This is a genomic window from Exiguobacterium sp. s83 (genome assembly GCF_018617095.1).
In the GTDB taxonomy this organism is placed as follows: Bacteria; Bacillota; Bacilli; order Exiguobacteriales; family Exiguobacteriaceae; genus Exiguobacterium; species Exiguobacterium profundum.
Map to the genome: position 1 here is coordinate 1 of NZ_JACSJP010000001.1, position 24,869 is coordinate 24,869.

A 24,869-nucleotide genomic window follows, 5' to 3' on the forward strand; every position below is an offset into this window, starting at 1 on the left:
GTTCCCATGCCGAACACGGAAGTTAAGCGTCTCAGCGCCGAAAGTAGTTGGGGGATCTCCCCCTGTGAGGATAGGACGTTGCCAGGCAAGATCGTTCCGCAATAGCTCAGTGGTAGAGCAACCGGCTGTTAACCGGTAGGTCGTAGGTTCAAATCCTACTTGCGGAGCCACTTTCTCTTTTGGAGAGCTGTCCGAGTGGCCGAAGGAGCACGATTGGAATTCGTGTAGGCGGCAAAACCGTCTCAAGGGTTCGAATCCCTTGCTCTCCGCCAGTTTTTCAAATATGTAATGGCCCGTTGGTCAAGCGGTTAAGACACCGCCCTTTCACGGCGGTAACACGGGTTCGAATCCCGTACGGGTCACCATTTAATTTTATATCGTCGCGGGGTGGAGCAGTCTGGTAGCTCGTCGGGCTCATAACCCGAAGGTCGTCGGTTCAAATCCGGCCCCCGCAATTAAGTCCGGTCTCGTGGTGTAGGGGTTAACATGTCTGCCTGTCACGCAGAAGATCGCGGGTTCGAATCCCGTCGAGACCGCCATTTTTATTTTAAAATCAATCATACTACATATGGCTTTGTAGCTCAGTTGGTAGAGCAAAGGACTGAAAATCCTTGTGTCGGCGGTTCGATTCCGTCCAAAGCCACCATATGTGGGGGGGTAGCGAAGTGGCTAAACGCGGCGGACTGTAAATCCGCTCCCTCGGGTTCGGCGGTTCGAATCCGCCCCCCCCCACCACTTAGGGGCATAGTTTAGCGGTAGAACTACGGTCTCCAAAACCGTCAGCGCGGGTTCGATTCCTGCTGCCCCTGTTTTAATTTCATCATGGCGATTGTGGCGAAGTGGTTAACGCACCGGATTGTGATTCCGGCATTCGAGGGTTCAATTCCCTTCAGTCGCCCCATTATTATTGGGCTGTAGCCAAGTGGTAAGGCATCGGATTTTGATTCCGACATGCGAAGGTTCGATCCCTTCCAGCCCAGCCATTTTGCGGAAGTAGTTCAGTGGTAGAATACGACCTTGCCAAGGTCGGGGTCGCGGGTTCGAATCCCGTCTTCCGCTCCAATGACTTTTGGCGCCATAGCCAAGTGGTAAGGCAGAGGACTGCAACTCCTTTATCGTCGGTTCGATTCCGACTGGCGCCTCCAACATAATATGCCGGTGTGGCGGAATTGGTAGACGCGCACGACTCAAAATCGTGTTCCTCTGGAGTGTCGGTTCGACTCCGACCACCGGTATCCGTATGACTCTAACTGAGGTTAGGGTCTTTTTTGTGTTCTCTATCCTTTATTGAGAAGGAAAGACATTCGTTCAGCTCGAATGTTTTTACAAGAAGAAACGAGGTGGGTGATATTCAATATACAGAATAATCGAATCGGTTCATCCGATTTGCTGACAACGAATGTGTGGGATCTAGTCGCTTATACGAAGTGCTGGCTAGAGAAGTGGCCCAGCATGAATGGCTCTTATCTTTGTGTGAAAACATACTAAAGGGACAACTTGTTCCAAATCTATTGTTTGCAGCTGTTCATGAACTGTTAATTCAACACTCTGCTGATGAGTTGGCCACCTATTATCCTAGCGTGACAAAATATCCAAAACAAGCTGAAGATGTATTTCCCTCTTTTTTAGCTTTTTGCCATACATACGAAAGTGAGATCCGTCATCGATTGAAGACCCGTCGTGTGCTGACGAACGAGGTTCAACGATGCCCCTACTTGTATCCAATCTTTTCGAAGATTCAACAACAGAAGAAGCGATCACTCGGACTGCTCGAAATCGGAACGAGTGCAGGGCTTCAACTATTTGTGGATCAATATGCTTATGAGTATAATGGCGTCTCATTCAATCCGATAAACGCCTCATCAGTAAACATCTCAGCGGCCGTTGAATCAGATGAACCATTCCGTCTCGAAGCTACGAGGCCATTAGAAATCGGAACGCGTCTGAACAATGTGGATTTGACAGACGAAGCAGAGCGGTCATGGTTAAATGTGTTAATTTGGCCAGAACATGAAACAAGGCGGCAACTGCTTCAGGCCGCCATGAATGAAGTCAATTTGAATAAGGTGACGCTCATTGAAGGGGATGTTGTGACGAAGTTACAAGAACTCGTATCGCGTGTACCTGAAGCGGAGATGTTATGTATCTTCCATACACACGTTGCGAATCAGATGTCACGTCCCGTCAAAGAAGAACTTTTGAAGCAAGTCGAGCGAATTGGACAAACACGAGACGTCTTCCATATCTATAACAATATCCAAGATCGTTTCCTTCATGTGGATTTGTATCAGAACGGTCAACTTACAGCGTTGACGTGTGCAGAAACAGAGGGGCACGGCCGTTAATTTCAAATCCTGACGCCACTCGATTCTTTGTTTCATCCATGATCTTTTGAATGATTAAGATATATTAACATATTGATTTCATTGATTTTAGAAAAACTTACGAATACTTGTTGACAGTTTAATAGTATAGGTGTATATTAACTATAGTCGCTTGAACGACAACAATATTTCATGCGGGTGTAGTTTAATGGTAAAACCTCAGCCTTCCAAGCTGATGACGAGAGTTCGATTCTCTTCACCCGCTTCATATCTCTCTGCCGAGTGGCGGAGAGATTTTTTGTATGCGAAAATATATAGAGGAGGTGAACGGAATGGACCCGTACACATTAAAACAACAAATCTTAGCGTATGCCGAAACCATCGGGATTGATGAGTTGAAAGTGACGACAGCTGATCCGTTCATCGTCATGAAACAACGACTCATTCGGCAGCAAGAGAAAGGGTTTGCCTCTGGGTTTGAAGAGCCCGACTTAGAGAAACGTACGAACCCGGAGCTCTTACTTGAAGAAGCCCAGTCGATCATTGCGATCGCCATCGCCTATCCAAGTAAATTAAAAGATGCGCCCCGTAGTGTCGCCGGCGAGAGACGAGGGTTGTTTGCTCGTGCTTCGTGGGGACTCGATTACCATCGGGCGGTCGGCGATCGATTGGCCAAACTTCAAGCGTACATTGAAGAATTGGTTCCAAACGTGCGAACGCGTTCGATGGTCGATACGGGTGAGCTCGTCGACCGTGCTGTCGCAGAACGTGCGGGGATTGGATTTAGTGGGAAAAACTGTTCCATCATCTCTCCTGAGAAAGGATCCTATCTTTATTTGGGCGAAATGATTTTAGATGTATACTTACCACCGGATGAAGCAATTGAAGACGGATGTGGGGATTGCGATAAATGTATGACAGCTTGTCCGACGACGGCCCTTGTAGAACCAGGTGTCCTCGATGCGAAGCGCTGTATCGCCTATCTCACGCAGATGAAGACGTTGATGCCACGAGAGTTTCGGTCGAAGCTTGGTGGTCGATTATATGGATGTGACACGTGTCAGCAAGTCTGTCCATATAATCGCAAAAAGGATTGGCGCCACCATGAGGAATTGTTACCGGAAGCTGAGATTGTCAAACCGCTCTTAGAGCCTCTTCTGACATTAAGCAATCGGGAGTTCAAACAAAAGTTCGGACATTTATCAGGCGCATGGCGCGGGAAGAAACCGATTCAACGAAATGCGATTTTAGCGCTCGCGCACTACCGTGAACCTTCAGCGATTCCAATCTTAAGGGAATTCATTAAACAGGATGAACGCGAAGATATGCGCGCGACGGCTGTTTGGGCAATCGGTGCGATTCTTGGACCTGATGCCGATTCGATATTTGAAGAGATTGAACGGAATGAAACATCTGATATGGTTCATGAAGAGATTCGCATATATCGAGAGGAGTGGGCACATGAAGATCGTGTCGTCTAAGTGGGGACCGCTAATGTACGAGATAAATGGAGCAGGTAAGTTGACCGAATTGGAGTTCACAACACATGAACCGAGAGAAGAGGCGCCTGAATGGTTGCGGGATCTCATGACGCGAGTCGAGCGGACAGGGTTTCAAGAAGCAGATCGTGTCTACGTCGAAATGAACGGGACACCGTTTCAACAGGAGGTCTGGGATGCGCTCTTGACCATTCCTTACGGCGAGACACGCACATATAAGCAAATTGCTGAACAAATCGGTCGACCGAAAGCCGTTCGCGCCGTCGGTCAGGCGCTCAATCGAAATCCGTTGCCGATTCTATTTCCGTGTCACCGTGTCATTGGAAGTGGTGGGAAGCTAGTCGGTTTTGCGGGAGGATTGGCTGAGAAACAACGCCTTCTAGAATTTGAAATGAAAAAGTGAGGGAAATCAACCATGGCAATTCATGTCGTAATGTTTCAACCAGAAATACCAGCAAATACAGGGAACGTCTCACGTACGTGTGCGGCGACGAACTCGGTGCTTCATTTGATTCGTCCGCTCGGGTTCTCGACGGATGATAAGATGTTAAAACGTGCCGGTCTCGACTATTGGCAATTTGTCGATGTACGCTATCATGACTCGTTAGAAGAGCTGTGGGAGAAGCATCCGGATGGTCAGTTCTTTTATATTACGAAGTACGGGGAACAATACCCGAGTGATTTGGACGTTTCAGATGTAGACGGTGACTATTTCTTCGTCTTTGGTCGTGAGACGAAAGGGTTACCGATGGAAGTCATCGAGAACAATTTAGATCGCTGCATCCGTCTGCCACAATCGAACCTCGTCCGTTCATTGAACGTATCGAATACAGCAGCCATCATCGTCTATGAGGCGCTTCGTCAACAGGGATATGCAGGATTGAAATAAAAAGAGCCGGATTCGTAAGAATCCAGGCTCTTATTCGTTACCCTCAGGTTTACGGTTATATCCAGCTGTCAAAATTGCTGCGAGGAAGACGACGCTGATTCCAACCATCAATAATAGGCCCATCCAAAAATCCCCCTTTTATTCTCCATAACTATAAATAGTATAATATACTTGGTAGGTGAATTGCACTGAATATAAGAAATTACTGTGAAATTGGAGAAGGAACATGAAAACGAATGTGTACTTACTGAGCTATGCCCCACTCATCGGAATTATTTTGTTTTCGATGTCACTTGCGATTGCGACCTCCGAGTACGTAATCCAATGGCTGAATCAAATTGGCGTATATAGTGAAATTATCGAACTATTATCGGTGCAAGAGACGAAAGTGCTCATGCTCGTTGTATTCTTCACGATTTTCTTTATGTTGTTTAGCGCCTTCAAATTGGTGGCCGATACGTTCAATCAACTCGGCTTCGCCTTTTTTGCGCGCGAAACGAATGGCACGTCGCTTCATCGGCTCAAACCTGGGGCCATCATCTTCCTCATCGGGTCTGGAATCAGCTTTCTCTTTTTGAACACGTTACTCGCCGTCATCGCCGTCCTCGTAGGAACGCTCTTGATGTATCTCTTTTACTATGTCTGGCAAGTAAGCCAATCGATGTCCGTCCCACGAGCCATCGGCTTATTGCTTATGCAGGCCGTCATGTGGGCGACGTTGATCAGCGGGTTAGGTTGGTCGGTCCTTCGCTTGTTCAACTCTGTCGGAGATATTATCTTATGAAGCATTCTTTTGGACCGACCTCGGATGTGATTGAAGCGTGGTGTCAATCATTTGTCCCAGAGGAAACCTTGTATTGGATTGATTCTTCGTTTCTTGAGGATATACCGAGTTCCTGTCTCGTGATTCCGAGGCAGGAATTTTTCAATCATCCGCTTTACCGTAGACCCGATATTACGAATCCATATGTGACGTGGCAGATGGGTCAAGACGTAACTTATGTCATCCATGCGTTCTCTGGCTTTTTGAAGGAGTTACAGGAGCACGTCAAAACACGTTTAATGGAATTTCAAGTGACGACCCATCGTGGCCTTGTTTTGCCGATATCGGTCGAGCAGATGAAACGTCTGTCGAATGAGATGATTGTAGAGAAGAATGGCACGCATCTCATCGTCTTGCATCCGCAAAATTGGATTGCGCTCGACATCGAGATGCGTCATTCTCTTCTGCTCGACTATGCGAAGGAGTGGGATCGTTGGGAAGGGGAACCCGGTGATGACTCGATTGCCTCGCATCTTGCGGACTATGCAAATTGGTTTCCCACCCAGGAGGGAAGTAACTGTCTCGCGGCGACGTTGTTTGCGGTCACAGGAAACGAACAAGTCGTTCACCAATGGGTTCATCCGGAGACATTCCTCCAGACCCTAAAGAGAAGTGAGTACGAAACCGTGAAGGATGATGCGCCAAGGTCGAATGACGTCTTGACGTATTGGAACGACCAAGGGCAACTGATTCATGCGAGTTACTGTGTGCGAGAAGGACTCTTTTTCAACAAACATGGTCAAGTTCGTTTCAATCCTTGGAAACTAATCAATCACGACGAGTTAATGGAGCATTGGGGAGCCTATCGACTTCAGATTGAACGTCGAACATAAGCAAAGGAGTCAGTCCACTTTTCAGTGGCTGACTCCTTTTATTGATGTGCCTGTGTCCAAACAATCGCCGGATACGCACGGTTGGCGAGTTCCGGGAACGGACGGGGCGTATCGGCACCGAGCCAGATAGCGGTGATCGTGCGGTCGGTCAGTCCGACATACCACATATCTTTATTGTCGTTCGTTGTTCCGGTCTTTCCTCCGAGATACTCAAACTCATGTTTCAGCTGATTCGCATAGCGACCTGTACCGTATGAGGTGACGGTCGATAACGCTTTTTTCATCTCACTAATCGTTTCCGGAGACCAGACTGTCTCTTCCGTTAAGATCGGGGTCAGTGTTGGTTCACCGGACTTGAATGTGATTTGTTTGATTGTATGTCCGGATGTATACTCGCCTTTATTTAAGAATGGGGTATAGGCGGCGGCGAGTTCTTTTGGGGAGACCCCTTGTGTGAGACCGCCAAGCGCACTCGCTAAGTTCTCGTCCTGTTCATCCCATTGACTGAACATCATATCAGCTGTCTTATACGCGCGTTCCTGATCGATTGCTGAGAAGGCGGCGAGCGCAGGTGTGTTATACGAGAAAGCGACCGCATCTTTCAATAAGACATCGCCTAACACACGGTTGTGACTATTTCCGGGACAATAAGAACCGTAACAAGCCGGACGACCGTCAAGTACCGTGTCAAGTTTCGCTCCTGTCTCTTCGATAAATGGGGCGAAAACGAGGATCGGTTTGATTGCGGAACCTGGTTGGCGGTACGCCTGGGTCGCTCGGTTGAACTCACCGACCTGCGTCATCTCAGAGTCGACCATGGCCACGATTCTCCCTTGAGGTGTCAGTTCCGTATAGCCACCGTTCACACCGGGAGGGAGTTGACTCATCACCTGTTTTGCTTGTTTCTGCTTCCCGGTTGATAAGTAAGTCTCGATCGTCGCTTCATGCGTGGACAAATATTCTCTCGCCTCGGTATCATCTAAGTCGTAACGTGTCCGTACCAATTGAATCGCTTCACGGACGGCTGTATCCATATAGTCCGGGTATTGAATCGTTTGACTGCGAAACGATGCTTGGAGCTTGACGCCATGATACTGATCGTAAGCACTCTTCGAGAGAACACCCGCTTCAAACAGTTGCGTCAAGATTCGGTCCTTACGCTCAAAAAAAGCATCAGATGGATTGAGCGGATCATAAAGTGACGGATTATTCGGTACTGTCAACAAGTAAGCGAGTTGATTCCAATTCAGATCGTCGAGCGGTCTTGAAAAGTATGTATCGGCTGCCGATTGAATCCCATATACATTATGTCCAAAAAAAATAACGTTGCTATAAGCTGTTAAAATTTCTTTCTTGCTATAATTTTTTTCTATTGCTCGAGCAAGCAATAACTCTTTCACTTTTCGTTCATATGTCCGTTCATGTGTGAGGTACACGTTCCGTGCCAACTGTTGCGTGATTGTACTCCCACCTTGGACAGATGTCTCGTTCGCGTTATTGATAAATGCTCGGGCAATCCCGCTCAAATCATAACCGGGATGAGCATTGAACTTACGGTCTTCGATGGTTGTAATCGCATCTTGGATATGTTCGGGTAACGCTTTCGGGGACACGTCATTTCTGCGGCCCGCCAAGTAGATTTGCTGTTCTCCACCGTTGTATGCGAGTGTGACGGCATGCATTGACGAGAGTGGTTGTGCCGATACCAGCTCTTGTCCCCAAGATAGAATTTCATCTGCCTGATCAATCTCTTCTTTCAATGCAGTGGCAAGTGACAAGGAAGCAGCCAAAAGTCCAGCAAAAAATAAGGTTCCAATCCAAGCTCTCATCTATTTCACCTCTCTCTATACATTATATCGTCCAATTTACAAAAAAATAAAAATGTAAACGTTATCATATAATAATTCGAGAAGGAATACTTTAGGAAAGGGCGAAAAAGGGTAAAAGAGGTTGTATATCACGATTTTGAGGAGGCTTATTATTTATGAAGCAAGAAATGGTTGCGATGCTCCTTGCGGGAGGAGAAGGAAAGCGATTGGGGCCTCTCACGCGAAAAACGGCGAAACCGGCCGTGAATTTCGGCGGAAAGTACCGCATTATCGATTTCCCATTGTCAAACTGCACGAACTCGGGAATTACAACAGTCGGGGTATTAACGCAATATGAGCCACTTGAATTGAATCGTTACTTAGGAATCGGGACGGCATGGGATTTAGATCGTCGCAACGGGGGGTTAGCCATTCTCCCACCTTACCAAGCACAGTCGGGGAAAAACTGGTACGAGGGGACGGCCAATGCAATCTATCGTAACTTGAGCTATATCGATGATTACGATCCAGATTATGTGTTGATTCTTTCGGGAGACCACATCTATAAAATGGACTACGAGAAAATGCTCGAAGCCCATAAAGAAAAACAAGCCGATGTGACCATCTCTGTCATGGAAGTGCCGTGGGACGAAGCGCCGCGTTTCGGAATTTTGAACACAGCGGATGACCTCCGTATCAATGAGTTCGAAGAGAAGCCAGAAGAACCGAAGAGCAACTTGGCTTCGATGGGGATTTACATCTTCAACTGGAGCGTCTTGCGCGAACATTTGATTAAAGATGCTGAAGACGAAACGTCTAGCTTTGACTTCGGGAAGAATATCATTCCGAACACGCTTCTTCAAGGACTCGACGTCTTCGCTTATAAATTCAAAGGCTATTGGAAAGACGTCGGTACGATCCAGTCTCTTTGGGAAGCGAACATGGACCTCTTGGAAGAAGAGCCTCCATTCGATTTATATGACCCGGAGTGGAAAATCTATTCGGTCAACCCGAACCAGACTCCTCAGTATATTGGAAAAGACGCTTGTGTCGAACAGTCTGTGATTAACGAAGGGTGTCATATCGAAGGCGAAGTCCAACATTCAGTGCTATTTTACGATGTCCGTGTTGGAGAAGGTTCACTCGTTAAAGACTCGGTGATTATGCCAGGAGCTAGAATCGGGAAGGATGTAACAATTCACAGAGCCATTGTCGCTAGCTGTGCAGTCATTGAAGACGGCGCGACAGTAGGTGAGCCGGGTGGTGAAATCGTTGTTATTGAACCACACGAAAACATTGAAAGTGGAACCGTCTTCAAACAAAGAGTTTGATACGAGTAAAGAGACACGCAAGGAGGCGTTACTGTTGACGAACGATTTATTAGGGGTCATTAACTTAGGAACGGAACAAGGTCTGTTTCCGGAATTTACTGGACATCGTAATCTGGCATCAGTCCCATTCTCAGGACGCTATCGCCTGATAGACTTCACCTTGACGAATATGATCACACAAAATATTAATCAAGTCGGGATCTTTACGTTAGATAAGTATCGCTCATTGATGGATCATCTCGGTTCAGGGAAAGAGTGGGATTTGGACCGTTCGCAAGGCGGTCTCCACATCTTCCCACCAGCGTTGAAACCGGACGGAGAAGCGTATCTTGGCGACTTGGCCAACTTCTCGATGCACCGTGAACACTTCATTCGCAGCAAGCAGCCGTATGTGGTCATCACAGGTTCGAATGTATTGACGACGATTGACTACAACGACATGCTCGCACATCATAAATCGATGGGCGCGGACATCACGCTTGCCTATACGACCCATGAACAGAAATGTGGCTATTGTCGTCCGATACGCCTTGGGGAGAATGACCGCGTCGTCGGCATCTCTGAGCGCGGATTCTCACCGGATGATGAGTACACGTACACAGAAACGATCATTATGTCGAAGAATCTCTTCATGCGTCTCGTTGATGAAGCGACCTCTAAAGGCGAATATGACCTGTTGGATGGCGTCATTCGTCCCCAGCTTCATCGTTTACACGTGCACGGGTACCATTATGTCGGGAAAATGCAGGTCATTCACTCAGTGCTTTCTTACTATAATGAAAGCATGCGATTACTCCGTGGCGAAGGCATCATTTATGACTTCCCGCATATCTACACGAAAATCAAACATGAGCCACCGACTCGTTATTTGAAAGGATCAAAGGTAAACGAGGCGCTCGTGGCAAATGGATGTAAGATTCATGGCGAGGTGCAAAATAGTATTCTCTTCCGTGGTGTTGAAGTCAGTAAACACGCACGCGTGAAAAACTCAATCATTTCATCAAAATCGATCATTGAAGAAGGAGCTGTCGTTGAAAACGCGATTTTGGATAAAGAAGTTGTTGTAAAACGAGGACAGGTCATCCGAGGCACAATCGACGAACCGATTGTCATCGCGAAACGAACAGTGGTATGAGGAGGATTTTATGAAAATTTGGTATGTTGCTTCAGAAGCGGCACCGTTCATGAAAACGGGGGGGCTGGCCGACGTTGTCGGTTCGCTCCCTCAAGCGGTGGCGGGCCTAGGAGAAGAAGTCAGTGTTGTCATGCCGAAATATGGCTCAATCGCTGAAGAGTATGTGGATGAGATGGAGTATTTATTCGACCTGATTGTTCCGGTCGGGTGGCGCAAACAGTTCGGGGCAGTCTTGAAGTTAGAGCGGGACGGCATCACGTATTACTTCATCGACAACGAGTATTACTTTAAACGTGACGGTGTCTTATATGGACACTTTGATGATGCTGAACGATTCGCCTTCTTCTCTCGCGCTGTACTCGAAATGATTGGGAAGATGGAAGACGTACCCGATGTCCTGCATTGTCATGACTGGCAGACAGGTATTTTACCGGCCTTCTTACGAATCCATTATCAACATATTGAAGCGTATCAACGCATTCGCACCGTGTATACCATCCATAACCTACAATACCAGGGGATTTTCCCAGAAGAGATTCTTGGAGAATTGCTACAGTTCGGTCCTGAACATTTCACGGCCGAAGGAATTCAACATAACGGTCTCGTCAATTACATGAAAGCCGGCATCGTCCATTCCGATCAAATCACGACCGTCAGCCCATCGTATCGCGACGAAATCATGGAACCCTATTACGGTGAAGGATTAGACGGGGCGTTGCGTCATCGGGCAGTCGACGTGCGTGGCATTTTAAACGGGATTGATTTGGCGACAAACGATCCGAGTACGGATCAGCGAATCGCAGAGATGTACAATCTAGACACCTATAAACAAGGAAAAGTTGTCAACAAACGGGCGTTACAAGAGCGACTTGGGCTTGAAGTACGTGACGATGTCATGCTCATCGGTTTTGTCAGCCGACTCGTTGACCAAAAGGGTCTCGATTTAATTAACGGTGTCCGTGAAGAACTTGGACAGCTCCCTTGCCAGTTCGCGTTCCTCGGTTCGGGACAACCGGAATATGAAAGAATCGTTCACGAGATGACAGCCGCTCACCCGGGGAAAGTCGGGTCATATATCGGTTTTGACATCGAACTCGCACACTTGATTTATGCGGGATCGGATGCCTTTTTAATGCCGTCACGTTTTGAGCCTTGTGGTCTCAGTCAATTGATCTCCATGCGATATGGCACCTTGCCGATCGTACGTGAGACAGGTGGACTCCGGGATACCGTGAAGCCGTACAACGAGTTCACGCAAGAAGGGACCGGTTTTGGATTCATGAACTACAATGCTCATGAGATGTTGGCGACGATTGAAAAAGCGATTCGTGTCTTCTATGAAAAAGAAAACTGGCATGCCCTCGTCCATCAAGCGATGACCGCGGACTATAGCTGGAAACAATCCGCCAAGCAATATCGTGAGTTATATCATTTATTCGCATGAGTGGAAGGAGCTAACTTGATTTATGTTCACAGATAAACAAAGCTTTGTCGACGCATTTAAAGAACGGTTCATTGCATTGAACGGGAAGTCGATCGAGGATGGGACAGAGCAGGAAGTGTATCAAACATTGGCAACGATGGTACGCGAGCAGGCCATGCCTAAATGGATTCACACCCGCGACCGTCAAGAAGAAAAACACAGTAAGCAAGTCATCTATTTCTCGCTAGAATTTTTATTAGGTCGCTTCTTATACAACAACTTGCTCAGTTTAGACGTATTGGAGCTCGTTAGAGACGGACTGCAAGATCTCGGATACGACTTCACAGACATTACCGAGTTGGAACCAGAGCCGGGTCTTGGGAATGGAGGGCTCGGGCGCCTGGCCGCCTGCTTCCTCGATTCGTTGGCTGCACTCAGTTTACCTGGGCATGGAAACGGGATCCGCTATCGTTATGGACTCTTCAAACAGAAAATTGTAGACGGCTATCAAGTCGAGTTGCCGGATAACTGGCTCCGTGACGGGAACATGTGGGAAACGAGACGTCAGGATAAAGCGGTCGAGATTAATTTCGGTGGCTGGATTGAGATGAAACAAATCGGAGATCGATTGCGTGTCGTCCATCATCCAGACGAGGTTGTTCTTGCCGTTCCGTATGATATGCCGATTATCGGTTATAAGAATGATGTCGTGAATACGTTACGTCTTTGGAACGCCGAATCACCACTTGACGACGAGGCGTATTTAGAGAAGACGAAAGGGACGTATAAAGACTTGTTGAAACATAAACAGTCGATTGCTACCATTTCGGAATTCTTGTATCCAGATGATACGACGTATGAAGGAAAAGTATTACGTTTGAAACAACAATACTTTTTTGTATCTGCAGGCATTCAATCGATGCTTGTTTCCTATTTGAAGCGAAATAAATCACTTAAGCAGTTAGGCGACCATTACGCGATTCATATCAATGATACGCATCCGGTCGTCGCAATCCCTGAATTGATGCGCATCTTGATGGATGAGCATGGATACGGTTGGGACGAGGCGTGGCGGATTACAAAGAGCGTCATGTCGTTCACGAACCATACGCTACTCGCAGAAGCGCTTGAGAAATGGCCGGTCGAGATGTACCAACGCCTCCTGCCGCGCGTGTATCAAATCATCGAAGAAATCAATCGACGTTTCTGTCGAGACGTACTCGTCAACTATCCGCACCTCGAATCCCATATGGGAGAGATTGCAATTGTGTCAAACGAACAGATCAATATGGCCAATCTCGCTGTCGTCGGTTCTCATTCAACGAACGGCGTAGCGCAAATTCATACGGATATTTTAAAACAGCGCGAGATGCGTTACTTATATGAGATGTTCCCGCTTCGCTTCAACAACAAGACGAACGGGATCACACACCGCCGCTGGCTCTTGAAGTCGAACCCGGGATTATCCGACGCCATTACGGAAGCAATCGGCCCGTCATGGATCGAACATCCGAACGACTTGGAAAAGTTGATGGATGTTTCGAAAGACCGGAGCTTCCAAGAAAAAGTCATGGACGTGAAGCAACAAAACAAATTGGACTTAGCGGCATACATTCAAGAAGAAACGGGAGAGACAGTGGACCCTCATTCCATCTTTGACGTACAAGTCAAACGCTTGCACGCCTATAAGCGACAATTGCTGAATGCCCTTCACATCCATGCGCTTTACTTGAAGATTCAAGCGGACCCGACGTTTACGATGGTGCCTCGCACGTTTATCTTTGGCGCCAAGGCGGCACCGGGATACTACTATGCGAAAGAGATCATTCGCTATATCAATGCCCTTGCCACGCTCATCAATAAGGACAAGCGGGCGAGTCAATTCATTAAAGTCATCTTCCTTGAAAACTATCGTGTCTCCATGGCCGAACGGATTTTCCCAGGGTCTGACTTGAGCGAACAAATCTCGACTGCGAGCTATGAAGCATCCGGTACCGGAAACATGAAATTCATGATGAACGGAGCCTTGACGATTGGAACGTTAGACGGGGCCAATATCGAAATTCGTGACGCCGTCGGTGATGATCACATCTTTATCTTTGGATTATCTCCGCAAGAAGTCATGAACTATAAGAAGTTCGGAGGCTATCATGCGGCAGAGATGTATCACGCACATCAGGAAATCAAAGATGTGGTCGATGGTCTTGTCAACGGAACGTTCGATAAAGTGGGCGAATATCAATTCCAATCCATCTTCGATTCTCTCCTCGTCTATAACGATGACTTCCTCGTCTTGAAAGACTTTGTCTCGTATATGCGGGCACAGCGACGAGTCGATGAGGTGTTCAGTGACCAATCACGTTGGGCTGAAAGCTCAATCGTCAATACGGCGAAGTCAGGAATCTTCTCGAGTGACCGTACCATCACGGAATACGCAAACGCGGTCTGGAATATCAAACCGACGAGCGTAAAATAAAAAGGATCCACCCTTAGGGGTGGACCTCGTTTTCTGGATAGCTGATCCAATCGGAATAGGATCCCGGATAGAGTCGGACATCATCTTTTCCGAGAGCGTGAAGCGCCAAAATATTGACGCAGGCGGTCACACCGCTACCACAGTAAAAGATGGGGTTCTCAACGGGAAGAACATCTTTATACAGTTCTTTTAAGTCGTGGAAGTCTTCTAACGTCCCGAGTTCTGTTATGGCCTCGGCATAAGAGCAGAGCAATGCGTTCGGAATATGACCTGCTTTTGAGTCGATTGGTTCATGTGACCCGTTGAAGCGATCTTCAGTTCGTGAATCATAGAGTGAGCCGCTCGCAGCAGCTTTCACTTCATCGAGTGTCGCAATCATATGGTCTTGGAAGTCTGGCGTATAGTCGCTTGTCGGATAGTGTGGAACGTCCGTAGTGGTCTCACCGCAATAAGTGATGCCAGATTGGATACCGCCTTCTAACACAACGACCCGTTCGTGACCGGCCCATTTGAAGAGCCACCATGCACGGGCTGCGAATGGGAAGCCGTCATCGTAAATGATGACCAAATCTTCTTTTTTCAAGCCGATGCGACGAAGTGTTGCCGTCCATGCTTCTTTCGAAGGGAGCGGATGCCGTCCGCCGTGTTCGCCGAGCGGACCGGACAAGTCTTCCATCAAATCGAGAAAGACAGCGTTCGGAAGATGTCCCTTTCGGTAGACATATTTACCATAGGACGCGTCGTTTAGCGAATATCGGCAATCGATGAAACGAATCGAGTTCGTATGCACGATTTGTTTTAATTCTTGGGCACGCATTGTTGGAAACATTAATATCACCTCGAGGTTTCGTTACTCTCATCGTATACAAGATGGAAGCAATTGGCGAGTACTTCGATTGAATTTTTTGAGGGTGAAAGGGGAATGAATCATGACATGGCAACAAACGTATGACCGTTGGAATCAATTCGAAGGGCTCGAGCCGCATTTACGTGCGGAACTTGAAGAACTCGCAAAAAATGAAACCACATTAGAAGATGCATTTTATAAGACGCTCGAGTTTGGAACAGGCGGGATGCGTGGAGAAATCGGACCAGGTGCGAACCGGATGAACGTCTATACGATTCGAAAAGCGTCACAAGGATTTGCTGATTTTATCTCAGCATCAGGGGAAGAGGCGAAACGTCACGGCGTCGTCATCGCCCATGACTCACGTCATTTTTCGCCTGAGTTTGCATTAGAAGCGGCGCGGACATTGGCATCAAACGGAATCAAGACGTATTTGTTCCCAAGTTTGCGTGCCACACCTGAACTGTCGTTTGCCGTTCGTCATTTAAATGCGTTCGGTGGCATCGTGATCACGGCGAGCCACAACCCACCGGAATATAACGGATTCAAGGTATATGGGGCGGACGGAGGACAGCTTCCACCAGCGGAAGCGGATGAACTCGTTACGTACGTCAATGCGATTGAAGACGAGCTGAAAATTCAGATTGAAGATGAAGCGGCGCTCCGACAAACGGGGCTACTCCTCACAGTTGACTCATCAGTCGATGAAGCCTATATGGAGGCGCTCCAGTCGATTCGGATTCATCATGACGTACAGGACAGCCCGCTTCGGATTGTCTATTCACCGCTCCATGGGACGGGACGCCGTCCGGTTATGGAAGGGTTGAAGGCGTACGGATTTGAGCACGTGACAATTGTAGAGGAGCAGGCAGAGCCAGATGGTGCGTTCCCGACTGTCAGTTATCCGAACCCGGAAGAAAAGGCTGCATTTAAATTAGCAATGGAATACGGGGACCGTGTCGATGCTGATTTACTTATGGCGACGGACCCGGATGCGGACCGTGTGGGCTTGACCGTGCGCGGACGGGACGGGGAGTGGTTCGTCTTGACTGGGAACCAGACAGGCGCGCTCCTAATGGAATACATCCTCTCACAAAAGAGTGAGACAGGTACGTTGCCGTCTAATGGATTTGTCGCTAAGACGATCGTCACGTCTGAACTCGGTGCTGCGATTGCAAAAGCGTACGGTGTACATCTTGAGAACACGTTGACTGGATTCAAGTTCATTGGGGAGAAGATCAAACAATATGAGGAATCAGGCGAATATGAATTCCTCTTCGGGTATGAAGAAAGCTACGGCTATTTGATTGGAGACTTCTGTCGTGATAAAGATGCTGTTCAGGCTTGCCTACTCGCAGCCGAGATGGCAGCTTATCATAAGCAACACGGTCGGACGCTTTATGATGCGCTGCAGTCGATTTACGAGAAGTATGGATTCTATGAAGAGTCCTTGCAGTCGATGACGTTAAAAGGAAAAGCTGGTCTCGAGCAAATCGGACGTATGATGGAGGCGTTTCGTGCCAATCCGCCAAAAGAAGTCGGTGGATATGAGGTCGCCCGTTTCGAAGACTATAAGAAACAAGTGGCGATCGATTTACAGTCCGGTAAATCGGAAACGATTGAATTGCCATCATCAAACGTCTTGAAATTCGTCTTTGCGGACGGTTCGTGGTTCTGTCTTCGTCCATCTGGAACCGAGCCGAAAATCAAGTTTTATTTCAGTGTGCATGCGGATCGTGCCGAGAAGACGACCGCAAAACGTGAAGCGATTGAGGCGGATGTTATGAAACAAGCGAAAGCGATTGATTGATAAGGAACATCACTCTAGAAATAGGGTGATGTTTTTTGTTTGACATGAAGACATCGCGCCAGTATGATGAGGATATTGTTTAAAACCGTGTAATCATATAAGGATTATAGGAAAGGCGGAATTATTATGAAAAAGACATTAACGAGCGTACTCGCAATCGGAGCTTCAGTCGGGCTTCTCGCAGCATGCGGTAACGAAACAGACAGTGGAGCGGACGAAGCGGTCATCACGGTCGGAACAGAAGCGACATACCCACCATTCACGTACAAAGAAAAAGGTGAATTGACTGGATATGACATCGACGTCTTGAATGAAGCGGCAGAACGTGCCGGTTATAAAGTGGAATACGAAGCAATGGACTTCAAAGGACTTGTCCCGGCACTCGACGCTGAACGCATCGACATGATTGCCAACCAAATGAGCATCACAAAGGAACGTAAAGAGAACTATGCATTCTCTGACCCGTACGCGGTGTCAGGAGCTCAAGTCATCGTTGGTTCAGACAACAATGACATCCAAGGGATCGACGACCTCGACGGAAAAGTAGTCGGATCGACACAAGGTTCTGCTTATGCACAAATGGCTGAAGAAGCTGGCGCTGAAGTGAAATTCTACAAAGGGGCGAACCAAGTCCTTCAAGACCTCGAAGTCGGTCGTTTGGACGCGGCCCTCAACGACCGTCTCTTCATCTTGACGGAACTTGAAAAAACAGGTTATGACGTCAAAGCAGTCGGTGATATCTTCAACACAAGTGAAGCTGGATTCATGACACGTCAAGATAGCGACGTGCTTGACAAGTTGAACGACGCGCTCACAGAGATGAAAGAAGACGGCACGATGAAAGAAATCGGTGAGAAGTACTTCGGTGAGGATATCAGTCAATGAATGAACTGATCACGACCGTCATAGAGAACCGCTCGGCCTATCTTGAAGCCATCCAGCTCACGTTGATCGCCAGTGTCCTGTCGATTCTTCTCGCCTTGGCGCTCGGTCTGATCATCGCTTTACTTCATAGTAGTCCGATTAAAATTGTACGATTGTTCACACGGACGTACATTTCGTTCTTCCGTGGAACACCGCTCTTACTTCAACTGTTGATCTTATATGTTGGGCTCACCGGGTTCGTTCAACTCAGTGGGATGCAGGCGCTCATCTTTGGATTAGGCTTCCACTTCGCTGCTTATATCTCAGAAGCGTTCCGAGCAGCCATCAACTCGGTCGACAAAGGACAAGTGGAGGCAAGTGTCGCACTCGGCATTCCGAAAATGAAACGTTTCAAAGACATCATTTTCCCACAGGCACTCTCACGTGCCATCCCACCTGTCTCGAACTCGGTCATCGACATCATCAAGTCGACATCCCTCGGGACGGTCATCGCGGTACAGGAGTTGACGTACGTGTCTGACCAGATTGCGGCCACGACGTATTTGGTCATGCCGTTGCTCTTGTTCTCGGCGTCGATTTACTGGATTTTATCGACCTTGATCCAAGCCGGTCAACACAAACTCGAACAGCGTTACGCGATTCGATAAGAAAAACCTCGATTCATACGAATCGAGGTTTTTTGTATACCTTAACGGATGACTGCTTCAGTTTCTCCGTCGAAGAAGTGTGCTTTTGTCATATCGAGTGCGAGTTCGACATCGTCACCCATGTGGATGTTCGAGCGACCGTCAACGCGTGCTGTGAACTGTTGTCCACCGAGTTCAGCGTAGAGGTAAGACTCAGACCCCATGAGCTCAGCGACGTCGATGTGCGCTTTGAACGTGTGTGTCGTTGGTGAGTCGATGTAGATTGGCTCATCGTGGATTGATTCGGGACGAATTCCGAGGACGAGCTCTTTTCCGACATAGCCACGATCACGAAGCGTCTTCATTTTTCCTTCTGGTACGTTGACTTCTTCACCGTTCGTGATGAATTTGCCTTCTGCGAGTGTACCGCGGAAGAAGTTCATCGATGGTGAACCGATGAAGCCGGCGACGAAGATGTTGTCTGGATGATCATATACTTCTTTCGGCGAACCGACTTGTTGAATGATTCCGTCTTTTAAGATGACGATCCGTGTAGCGAGTGTCATCGCTTCCGTTTGGTCATGGGTAACGTAAATCGTCGTTGTGTCCAAGCGGTTGTGGAGTTGAATGATCTCTTTACGCATTTGTACACGGAGTTTCGCATCCAAGTTTGAGAGTGGCTCATCCATCAAGAAGACTTTTGCGTCACGGACGATTGCACGACCGATGGCAACACGCTGACGTTGTCCACCTGACAGCGCTTTTGGTTTACGCTCGAGGTATTCTTCCAAACCGAGAATGCGGGCAGCGTCTTTTACGCGACGATCGATCTCGTCTTTCGGGAACTTACGGAGCTTCAACCCGAACGCCATGTTGTCGTAGACGCTCATATGCGGATAAAGTGCGTAGTTTTGGAAGACCATGGCGATATCACGATCTTTAGGAGCGACATCGTTCATTCGTTTCCCGTCAATGATAAAGTCACCGTTTGAAATCTCTTCAAGTCCTGCGATCATACGAAGTGTCGTCGATTTTCCGCAACCAGACGGTCCGACGAAAACGATGAACTCACGGTCTTTGATATGCAAGTTGAAATCGCTGACGGCTTTTACGCCACCATCGTAAATTTTATCAATGTGTTCTAAACGAATTTCTGCCATGTCGTTAGCCTCCTAAAGAATCTATGTGTATATAATAGCGCTTACAAGAACGATTATATAATGAAACCGCTTGCATTGAATATGGACAAGTTGCACAAAAACCGTCAATCGGATTTGTGCAACATGACCATGAGTTGAAGGAGGCTAGCGTCATAGAACGTTCGAGCATCGTAACCCGTCGTCTCAAATAGGCGATCGAGCCGATAATTTAGCGTGTTTCGATGCATGAACAGTGCTTTGGCGGTATGCGAGACATTCAACGAGTGACGAAACAACGCCTCTAATAATTCGATTGTCGATAAATCGAGCATTTGCATTAACGGGGCAGTGATATGCATCCGCTCTTTTGAGTCCTGTTGTAGTAAATAATGGTATAATAATTGACTAGCAGGGTAAGTTTTAGTAGACATACGTGCGTATGGCATGAGCAATTGATGTTGACGATACACATGGGCAAGCGAACCTTGTGGACGTTCGCTATAGACAGCATGTGCCTCGATGAAACAGTCACTCGCAATGGCCCGCAATACGTCTTCAAACTCCTGAAGATCGACGAATGGGCTTTGCTCAATTAGCTCGATATGTCTTGTCGACATCAAGATGACCTTGGCATGCGGCATAAAGTCACGGACGATATTGACGAAGGATTCGAACGATTCTTCTTCTGCTTCTTGGAGAGAAAGAGAGATGAGCCGAAACGGTTGCTCAAAACGAAACGTCTCATCTTGAAGTGTTGCTTGCCATTTTCGTTGATGGGGGTCTGATTGAAGGATTGGCGTCGCCCACATCGCCAACAGCTTTTGTTCGCGTTCGCTCAATTCGAACGCGGGGAGTCCGAATAGGGTACCATCTTGCGTCTCGAACCAATCAAGGTCACCAGATGCATCTTCCGACCGATGGACAGCAGTCGGAAAAATCGATTTAATACGATCAAACGTATTCAATACTATCACCTCAACAACAATGTATCATATTTCAGATCGGAGGCTTGCAGTTTGGACGGGTTATTTAAGATTTTACTCATGATATTGATCGGGGCGACCATCGGGGGCGTGACCAACTTTCTCGCCATCAAGATGTTGTTCCGACCACACGAACCGAAATACATCGGTTCATTCCGGATTCCTTTTACACCAGGACTCATTCCGAAACGTCGAGATGAACTGGCATCTAGTTTAGGGAAGACGGTCGTCAAACACCTATTGACACCAGAGGGTATGCGGAAGCGATTGCTAGATGACCAAGTGACGACGCATATTACGCACTTTGCGCAACAAGAGGTCCAGACGATGTTACGCTCGGATAAGACGGTTCGCGAGCTATTGGAACCCCTCTATCCGAACGCAGAGGCACGATTCCTCACGCTAGCAGATGAAAAACTACGTGACGAGCTATCGAACGTCATGGCTGAAGTGAAAGAACGAAAGCTGTTTGAGTTACTTGGAGAAGAAGGGATGGACCGTGTACGAGTGGTCATTCCTGAAGTCGTAGAGGCGCTTCTCGTCAAATCAGAGGAATATTTCTATTCTCCTGAAGGTGAGGCGCAACTTCGTCACATGGTTGACTCGTTCGTCCAGCGTCGTCTCGGATTTATCGCAGGGTTCATTCAAAACATGAACTTTGTCGAGATGGTTCGACCAGAAATCGTCAACATCTTACGTGGTCAATCGACCCGTGACGGAATGACGACGATGATCACGCGTGAATTTGAGCGATTCAGTGAGAAGACGGTCGATACACTGATCGATGACCGACTCGAAGCACGACTCATCGATGGCATCACAGACCAAGTTGTATCTCGTTTGCCAATCGGACAATTATTGGATCGTCCGGTCTCGTCGTATACACAGTCCGTCGAATCCCGCATTGTCGACGAACTCGTTCCACAAGGTGTCGCGCTTGTCATTGAGCGCTTCACGAACCAAATGGAGACAATCATGGACCGATTGAAGATTGATAAGATTGTGCAAGAGCAGGTCCAATCACTCGACACGTCGTACCTCGAAGAGATCGTCTTATCGATCTCGAAACGAGAGTTCCGGGCAATAACATGGCTTGGTGCGCTGTTAGGTGGTATGATTGGGTTGATTCAAGGGTTGATTGCCATCTTGTGATGGCTTAACCCTAATAGCATTTAGGAGGACGTTACATGTCACAAACAAACTTGTACGACCAAGCTTACCAATTGGAGAAAGCACTTCGCGATTCTGAAGAGTTCACAACACTCTCTTCTTTATACGATCGTGTCAATGCGGATGCGGAAGCGAACCAGTTGTTCGCTGACTTCCGTAACATCCAAATGACGCTTCAACAAAAGCAGATGCAAGGAGAGGAAATCTCTGAGCAGGAAATGATGGATGCACAAACGAAAATGATGAACGTTCAACAGAACGAATTGATCATGGAGCTTATGCAAGAAGAGCAACGCATGCACCAACTCGTCACAGAAGTGACGAAAATCATCATGAAACCACTTGAGGAGCTTTACGCGCCGATGGTGAACGAAAACGAAGTTCAATAAGAAATGATGAGCGGATGGCTATTGAGCCATCCGTTTTTTTGTTGATGAGATTGTCACACGCTTGAAGTAAGCGCTTACATAAAGTGGGTTATAATGAAGTTGTGACAATATTGAAAGGGTGAATCAGCATGATCACGGTGATAATCCTTTTAGGGATGATTTTCTTTTTTATAGCAGGATGGTTACGGGCGGACGTGGTGGCCTTGATTGGACTCGTTTGCCTCGTGCTCACACAGCAATTGACGCCAGGTGAAGCGATGGCTGGTTTCTCCAATCCGGTCGTCTTGATGATTGCTGGACTGTTCGTGGTCGGAGCGGGATTGTTTCATTCTGGTCTGGCGGAACGGTTGGCTTCTTTACTTATTCCATACGCGGGCGGGAGTGCGACGCGATTATTCTACCTGTTTATGTTGACGGTGACGCTCTTGTCGAGTGTCATGTCCAATACGGGCACCGTCGCCTTGCTCATTCCCGTTGTGATGGTAATGGCACGAAAAATCCAACAGTCTACGGATTCTTATCTCATGCCACTCGCCTTTTTTTCTAGCATTGGTGGAACGATGACACTGATTGGGACTCCTCCCAATCTTGTTGCGGCAGGAGCGCTCCGTGGCATCACAAATGAACCGCTCGGATTCTTTTCATTGTTTCCAATTGGTCTGGTCGTGATGGTGATCGGACTGATTTATTTCCGGCTAATCGGGAACCGCTTACTCGATCAAGGTGGGGCGAAACAGTGGTCGAAAACGGAGGTGAGTGAGCCATTGCGTCCAAACGTCTATGTGATGTCGATTGCAAAGAGTCATCCGTTAATTGGGAAACAGTTACGTGACCTTCCATGGTCTCATGAAGGGGTTATAGTCTTGAAGGAACGAGTTCATGGACGACACCATCATGAGACGGCTCATGCGGACACCGTACTACGTCCCGGGGAATTACTTGTCAGCGGCGAGGAACGGCACGTTCGGAACTTTTCCGAAAAAGAACAGATTCCATTTGAACCGATTGAGGCCACCCGTATAGATGATCGAACCGGAGGGGTTCTCCTGTTCACGGTCCCAGGGGTGAGTCGACTAATCGGGAAGCGAATCAGTGAGAGTCAGTTACGTAATCAGTTTCATGTCAATGTCTTAAAAGTCATCCGACCACAAGAAGAGATTGCACACGTGCGATTGAAAGACACGCCATTGAAACAAGGGGACATGTTGATGGTACAAGGGACTTGGGATGATTTAGAGCGGATGGAGCAAGAGACACATGACCTGTTGTCGAATGAACGGGTGACCAAGGTGGCCAATCGAGTCGTATCCGGGCGTCATCAGCTCGCAGCAGGTATCATCATGCTCACGTTGTTGCTCCTGTTCATGTTCGAATGGGTTGACCCGACCGTTGCCGTATGGCTGGCTGCGCTAGCGATGGTGTTGAGTGGAGCTGTCCGACAGATGGACGTCGCCTATCAATCCATTCAATGGTCCTCGCTCGTCTTGATTGCGGCCATGATCCCGGTAGGTACAGCGCTTGAAAAGGCGGGAATCATGGCATGGGTCGTTGCATGGATTGAAAGGACGTTTGCCGACTTTGGTCCCACTTGGGTACTCGTCGTCTTATTCGTCTCCACCATGATTCTTAGTCAAATCATCTCGAATACAGCGACCGCTATTTTGTTCGTCCCCCTTGCGATTGCACTCGCCGAATCGATGTCTGTCAGTCCGGCTCCATTCGTCGTTGCGGTCGCCATCTCGGCGTCACTCGCTTTTATGACCCCGTTCGGATCTCCGACAAATGCGATGGTCTTTAGTATCGGCAACTATCGATTTATGGATTTTGTCAAAGTCGGTGTGCCGTTGCAACTCATCACGGGAATTATAGGAATTCTGATGATTCTCATCCTCTTCCCATTTTGAATAGGATTTTTGGGGACAAGTATCGAAAATAGAGGAATCAGGAGATGAAAGGGGGGGACGATGATGAAAAAATGGATGATTGTATTCTTCTGCCTGTTTCTTGTTGCGTGTGGGAAAGAGATGGAAACTGAATCAGAACTGGAGATGACGGAGAACGGGCAGGTGGCCGAAGCGTATCTCGAGGAACAACAGTACCCGATTGTCTCTTATGAAGGCGAGCATACGAGTACCTTGACCTTAGAGGAACTGGCAGAGGATCGTGAACGGAACGTTTGGGGACTACAACCGGTATCACCGGATGAATACGTCGGTAAGACCATCTACTACGAAAACTTTACGGTGGAAGATCATCCGATTGGTGAGCAATCTCCCGCAGGACAGACTGCTGTCTCGGTAATGATTGTGGATGGAAAGGTCATCGGCGGGACATCATTCCCCGTGACAGACGGATCAGGTTCAGGGAACGGATATAGTTTGAGCGGAGAATCGCTTGAGGATATTCACCCCGATCTTCAAGAATGGCAGGATGCGTGGAATGAAAAATATGGTGAATGAAAAGTAGACCAAGACAATCA

General features: G+C 47.8%; 21 protein-coding genes, 14 tRNA genes and 1 rRNA gene. 32 read left to right on the forward strand and 4 right to left on the reverse strand.

The window, feature by feature from the left end; genetic code table 11:
* From rrf to KNO73_RS00105, 21 genes are all read left to right on the forward strand, one after another.
* Positions 1-87: ribosomal RNA gene (gene rrf, locus KNO73_RS00005) — 5S ribosomal RNA — on the forward strand; the annotation flags it as partial.
* Positions 88-95: 8 nt separating this feature from the next.
* A tRNA-Asn gene (locus tag KNO73_RS00010) sits at positions 96-170 on the forward strand.
* 11 nt (positions 171-181) lie between these two features.
* Positions 182-272 (forward strand) — tRNA-Ser (locus KNO73_RS00015).
* Positions 273-290: 18 nt separating this feature from the next.
* Positions 291-365, forward strand: a tRNA-Glu gene (locus tag KNO73_RS00020).
* Between the two features lie 16 nt (positions 366-381).
* Positions 382-455: transfer RNA gene (locus KNO73_RS00025), tRNA-Met, on the forward strand.
* Positions 456-463: 8 nt separating this feature from the next.
* Positions 464-539 (forward strand) — tRNA-Asp (locus KNO73_RS00030).
* Positions 540-570: 31 nt separating this feature from the next.
* Positions 571-646: transfer RNA gene (locus KNO73_RS00035), tRNA-Phe, on the forward strand.
* Between the two features lie 5 nt (positions 647-651).
* Positions 652-735 (forward strand) — tRNA-Tyr (locus KNO73_RS00040).
* Between the two features lie 3 nt (positions 736-738).
* A tRNA-Trp gene (locus KNO73_RS00045) sits at positions 739-809 on the forward strand.
* Between the two features lie 16 nt (positions 810-825).
* Positions 826-901, forward strand: a tRNA-His gene (locus KNO73_RS00050).
* Between the two features lie 7 nt (positions 902-908).
* Positions 909-983: transfer RNA gene (locus KNO73_RS00055), tRNA-Gln, on the forward strand.
* Positions 984-987: 4 nt separating this feature from the next.
* A tRNA-Gly gene (locus tag KNO73_RS00060) sits at positions 988-1,062 on the forward strand.
* Between the two features lie 9 nt (positions 1,063-1,071).
* A tRNA-Cys gene (locus tag KNO73_RS00065) sits at positions 1,072-1,145 on the forward strand.
* A gap of 9 nt (positions 1,146-1,154) precedes the next feature.
* Positions 1,155-1,235: transfer RNA gene (locus tag KNO73_RS00070), tRNA-Leu, on the forward strand.
* A 144-nt stretch (positions 1,236-1,379) separates the two neighbouring features.
* A complete protein-coding gene (locus KNO73_RS00075; RefSeq protein WP_353047963.1) occupies positions 1,380-2,345 on the forward strand; it encodes a DUF2332 domain-containing protein in 966 nt (321 codons plus the stop codon).
* 173 nt (positions 2,346-2,518) lie between these two features.
* Positions 2,519-2,589 (forward strand) — tRNA-Gly (locus tag KNO73_RS00080).
* A gap of 67 nt (positions 2,590-2,656) precedes the next feature.
* A complete protein-coding gene (gene queG / locus KNO73_RS00085) occupies positions 2,657-3,805 on the forward strand; it encodes a tRNA epoxyqueuosine(34) reductase QueG (RefSeq protein WP_214689400.1) in 1,149 nt (382 codons plus the stop codon).
* Positions 3,786-4,226 carry a methylated-DNA--[protein]-cysteine S-methyltransferase gene (locus KNO73_RS00090; RefSeq protein ID WP_078146398.1) on the forward strand — a complete coding sequence of 147 codons (441 nt, stop codon included), beginning with the start codon at positions 3,786-3,788 and terminating at the stop codon, positions 4,224-4,226. The genes queG and KNO73_RS00090 overlap by 20 nt, the downstream gene beginning before the upstream one ends.
* Before the next feature lie 12 nt (positions 4,227-4,238).
* Positions 4,239-4,712 carry a tRNA (uridine(34)/cytosine(34)/5-carboxymethylaminomethyluridine(34)-2'-O)-methyltransferase TrmL gene (gene trmL, locus KNO73_RS00095; protein ID WP_015880908.1) on the forward strand — a complete coding sequence of 158 codons (474 nt, stop codon included), beginning with the start codon at positions 4,239-4,241 and terminating at the stop codon, positions 4,710-4,712.
* A 226-nt stretch (positions 4,713-4,938) separates the two neighbouring features.
* Positions 4,939-5,496, forward strand: a complete 558-nt coding sequence (locus KNO73_RS00100) for a DUF5366 family protein (RefSeq protein ID WP_078146399.1) — start codon at positions 4,939-4,941, stop codon at positions 5,494-5,496.
* A complete protein-coding gene (locus KNO73_RS00105; protein WP_215111888.1) occupies positions 5,493-6,368 on the forward strand; it encodes a hypothetical protein in 876 nt (291 codons plus the stop codon). Before KNO73_RS00100 ends, KNO73_RS00105 begins: the two co-directional genes overlap by 4 nt.
* 38 nt (positions 6,369-6,406) lie before the next feature.
* On the opposite strand, the gene KNO73_RS00110 is transcribed toward KNO73_RS00105, so the two are convergent.
* Positions 6,407-8,197, reverse strand: a complete 1,791-nt coding sequence (locus KNO73_RS00110) for a transglycosylase domain-containing protein (protein WP_215111889.1) — start codon at positions 8,195-8,197, stop codon at positions 6,407-6,409.
* Positions 8,198-8,352: 155 nt separating this feature from the next.
* Between KNO73_RS00110 and KNO73_RS00115 the strand changes: the two genes are divergently transcribed.
* Genes KNO73_RS00115 through KNO73_RS00130 form a run of 4 tightly spaced genes read left to right on the forward strand, consistent with a single transcriptional unit; the run spans position 8,353 to position 14,541 of the window.
* Positions 8,353-9,507 carry a glucose-1-phosphate adenylyltransferase gene (locus tag KNO73_RS00115; RefSeq protein WP_015880913.1) on the forward strand — a complete coding sequence of 385 codons (1,155 nt, stop codon included), beginning with the start codon at positions 8,353-8,355 and terminating at the stop codon, positions 9,505-9,507.
* A complete protein-coding gene (gene glgD, locus KNO73_RS00120) occupies positions 9,440-10,642 on the forward strand; it encodes a glucose-1-phosphate adenylyltransferase subunit GlgD (protein WP_353047372.1) in 1,203 nt (400 codons plus the stop codon). Before KNO73_RS00115 ends, glgD begins: the two co-directional genes overlap by 68 nt.
* A gap of 10 nt (positions 10,643-10,652) precedes the next feature.
* A complete protein-coding gene (gene glgA, locus KNO73_RS00125) occupies positions 10,653-12,086 on the forward strand; it encodes a glycogen synthase GlgA (protein ID WP_214685798.1) in 1,434 nt (477 codons plus the stop codon).
* A 22-nt stretch (positions 12,087-12,108) separates the two neighbouring features.
* Positions 12,109-14,541 carry a glycogen/starch/alpha-glucan phosphorylase gene (locus KNO73_RS00130; protein WP_214731803.1) on the forward strand — a complete coding sequence of 811 codons (2,433 nt, stop codon included), beginning with the start codon at positions 12,109-12,111 and terminating at the stop codon, positions 14,539-14,541.
* Positions 14,542-14,554: 13 nt separating this feature from the next.
* Here the strand turns inward: KNO73_RS00130 and KNO73_RS00135 are convergent, their stop codons facing one another.
* The gene (locus KNO73_RS00135) at positions 14,555-15,370 is read right to left on the reverse strand and encodes a sulfurtransferase (protein WP_078146404.1); all 816 of its coding nucleotides are present in this window, start codon (positions 15,368-15,370) and stop codon (positions 14,555-14,557) included.
* Between the two features lie 100 nt (positions 15,371-15,470).
* On the opposite strand from KNO73_RS00135, the gene KNO73_RS00140 reads away from it, so the two are divergent.
* From KNO73_RS00140 to KNO73_RS00150, 3 genes are all read left to right on the forward strand, one after another.
* A complete protein-coding gene (locus tag KNO73_RS00140) occupies positions 15,471-17,198 on the forward strand; it encodes a phospho-sugar mutase (protein ID WP_214817730.1) in 1,728 nt (575 codons plus the stop codon).
* A 126-nt stretch (positions 17,199-17,324) separates the two neighbouring features.
* Entirely contained in the window at positions 17,325-18,083 is a 759-nt protein-coding gene (locus tag KNO73_RS00145) for a transporter substrate-binding domain-containing protein (RefSeq protein ID WP_078146406.1), read from the forward strand.
* Positions 18,080-18,730: an amino acid ABC transporter permease gene (locus KNO73_RS00150; RefSeq protein ID WP_214872892.1), complete on the forward strand. Its 651-nt coding sequence runs from the start codon at positions 18,080-18,082 to the stop codon at positions 18,728-18,730. The genes KNO73_RS00145 and KNO73_RS00150 overlap by 4 nt, the downstream gene beginning before the upstream one ends.
* Positions 18,731-18,771: 41 nt before the next feature.
* Here the strand turns inward: KNO73_RS00150 and KNO73_RS00155 are convergent, their stop codons facing one another.
* Complete coding sequence (locus KNO73_RS00155; RefSeq protein WP_015880921.1) at positions 18,772-19,869, reverse strand: ABC transporter ATP-binding protein; 1,098 nt, start codon at positions 19,867-19,869, stop codon at positions 18,772-18,774.
* Between the two features lie 104 nt (positions 19,870-19,973).
* Entirely contained in the window at positions 19,974-20,822 is an 849-nt protein-coding gene (locus tag KNO73_RS00160; RefSeq protein ID WP_287472313.1) for a PucR family transcriptional regulator, read from the reverse strand.
* A gap of 69 nt (positions 20,823-20,891) precedes the next feature.
* Here KNO73_RS00160 and KNO73_RS00165 point away from each other — a divergent pair, with 69 nt between their 5' ends.
* The 4 genes from KNO73_RS00165 to KNO73_RS00180 all read left to right on the forward strand — a co-directional run bounded on the left by KNO73_RS00165 (position 20,892) and on the right by KNO73_RS00180 (position 24,849).
* Positions 20,892-21,983 (forward strand): DUF445 domain-containing protein, encoded by a 1,092-nt coding sequence (locus KNO73_RS00165; protein ID WP_214689406.1) that lies wholly within the window; start codon positions 20,892-20,894, stop codon positions 21,981-21,983.
* A 35-nt stretch (positions 21,984-22,018) separates the two neighbouring features.
* Entirely contained in the window at positions 22,019-22,390 is a 372-nt protein-coding gene (locus tag KNO73_RS00170; RefSeq protein WP_015880924.1) for a YlbF family regulator, read from the forward strand.
* A 128-nt stretch (positions 22,391-22,518) separates the two neighbouring features.
* The gene (locus KNO73_RS00175; protein ID WP_215111890.1) at positions 22,519-24,294 is read left to right on the forward strand and encodes an SLC13 family permease; all 1,776 of its coding nucleotides are present in this window, start codon (positions 22,519-22,521) and stop codon (positions 24,292-24,294) included.
* Between the two features lie 63 nt (positions 24,295-24,357).
* Positions 24,358-24,849, forward strand: coding sequence for a hypothetical protein (locus tag KNO73_RS00180; RefSeq protein ID WP_215111891.1), 492 nt, complete (start codon positions 24,358-24,360; stop codon positions 24,847-24,849).
* Positions 24,850-24,869 lie beyond the last annotated feature (20 nt).

Bases quoted from the DNA above. Each gene is read 5' to 3' on its own strand.
- KNO73_RS00110 (WP_215111889.1), bottom strand. From the start codon at position 8,197: ATGAGAGCTTGGATTGGAACCTTATTTTTTGCTGGACTTTTGGCTGCT.
- KNO73_RS00150 (WP_214872892.1), top strand. From the start codon at position 18,080: ATGAATGAACTGATCACGACCGTCATAGAGAACCGCTCGGCCTATCTT.
- KNO73_RS00155 (WP_015880921.1), bottom strand. From the start codon at position 19,869: ATGGCAGAAATTCGTTTAGAACACATTGATAAAATTTACGATGGTGGC.
- KNO73_RS00115 (WP_015880913.1), top strand. From the start codon at position 8,353: ATGAAGCAAGAAATGGTTGCGATGCTCCTTGCGGGAGGAGAAGGAAAG.
- queG (WP_214689400.1), top strand. From the start codon at position 2,657: ATGGACCCGTACACATTAAAACAACAAATCTTAGCGTATGCCGAAACC.
- KNO73_RS00100 (WP_078146399.1), top strand. From the start codon at position 4,939: ATGAAAACGAATGTGTACTTACTGAGCTATGCCCCACTCATCGGAATT.
- KNO73_RS00090 (WP_078146398.1), top strand. From the start codon at position 3,786: ATGAAGATCGTGTCGTCTAAGTGGGGACCGCTAATGTACGAGATAAAT.
- glgA (WP_214685798.1), top strand. From the start codon at position 10,653: ATGAAAATTTGGTATGTTGCTTCAGAAGCGGCACCGTTCATGAAAACG.
- trmL (WP_015880908.1), top strand. From the start codon at position 4,239: ATGGCAATTCATGTCGTAATGTTTCAACCAGAAATACCAGCAAATACA.
- KNO73_RS00145 (WP_078146406.1), top strand. From the start codon at position 17,325: ATGAAAAAGACATTAACGAGCGTACTCGCAATCGGAGCTTCAGTCGGG.
- KNO73_RS00165 (WP_214689406.1), top strand. From the start codon at position 20,892: ATGATATTGATCGGGGCGACCATCGGGGGCGTGACCAACTTTCTCGCC.
- KNO73_RS00140 (WP_214817730.1), top strand. From the start codon at position 15,471: ATGACATGGCAACAAACGTATGACCGTTGGAATCAATTCGAAGGGCTC.
- KNO73_RS00175 (WP_215111890.1), top strand. From the start codon at position 22,519: ATGATCACGGTGATAATCCTTTTAGGGATGATTTTCTTTTTTATAGCA.
- KNO73_RS00135 (WP_078146404.1), bottom strand. From the start codon at position 15,370: ATGTTTCCAACAATGCGTGCCCAAGAATTAAAACAAATCGTGCATACG.
- KNO73_RS00105 (WP_215111888.1), top strand. From the start codon at position 5,493: ATGAAGCATTCTTTTGGACCGACCTCGGATGTGATTGAAGCGTGGTGT.
- KNO73_RS00130 (WP_214731803.1), top strand. From the start codon at position 12,109: ATGTTCACAGATAAACAAAGCTTTGTCGACGCATTTAAAGAACGGTTC.
- KNO73_RS00180 (WP_215111891.1), top strand. From the start codon at position 24,358: ATGAAAAAATGGATGATTGTATTCTTCTGCCTGTTTCTTGTTGCGTGT.
- KNO73_RS00170 (WP_015880924.1), top strand. From the start codon at position 22,019: ATGTCACAAACAAACTTGTACGACCAAGCTTACCAATTGGAGAAAGCA.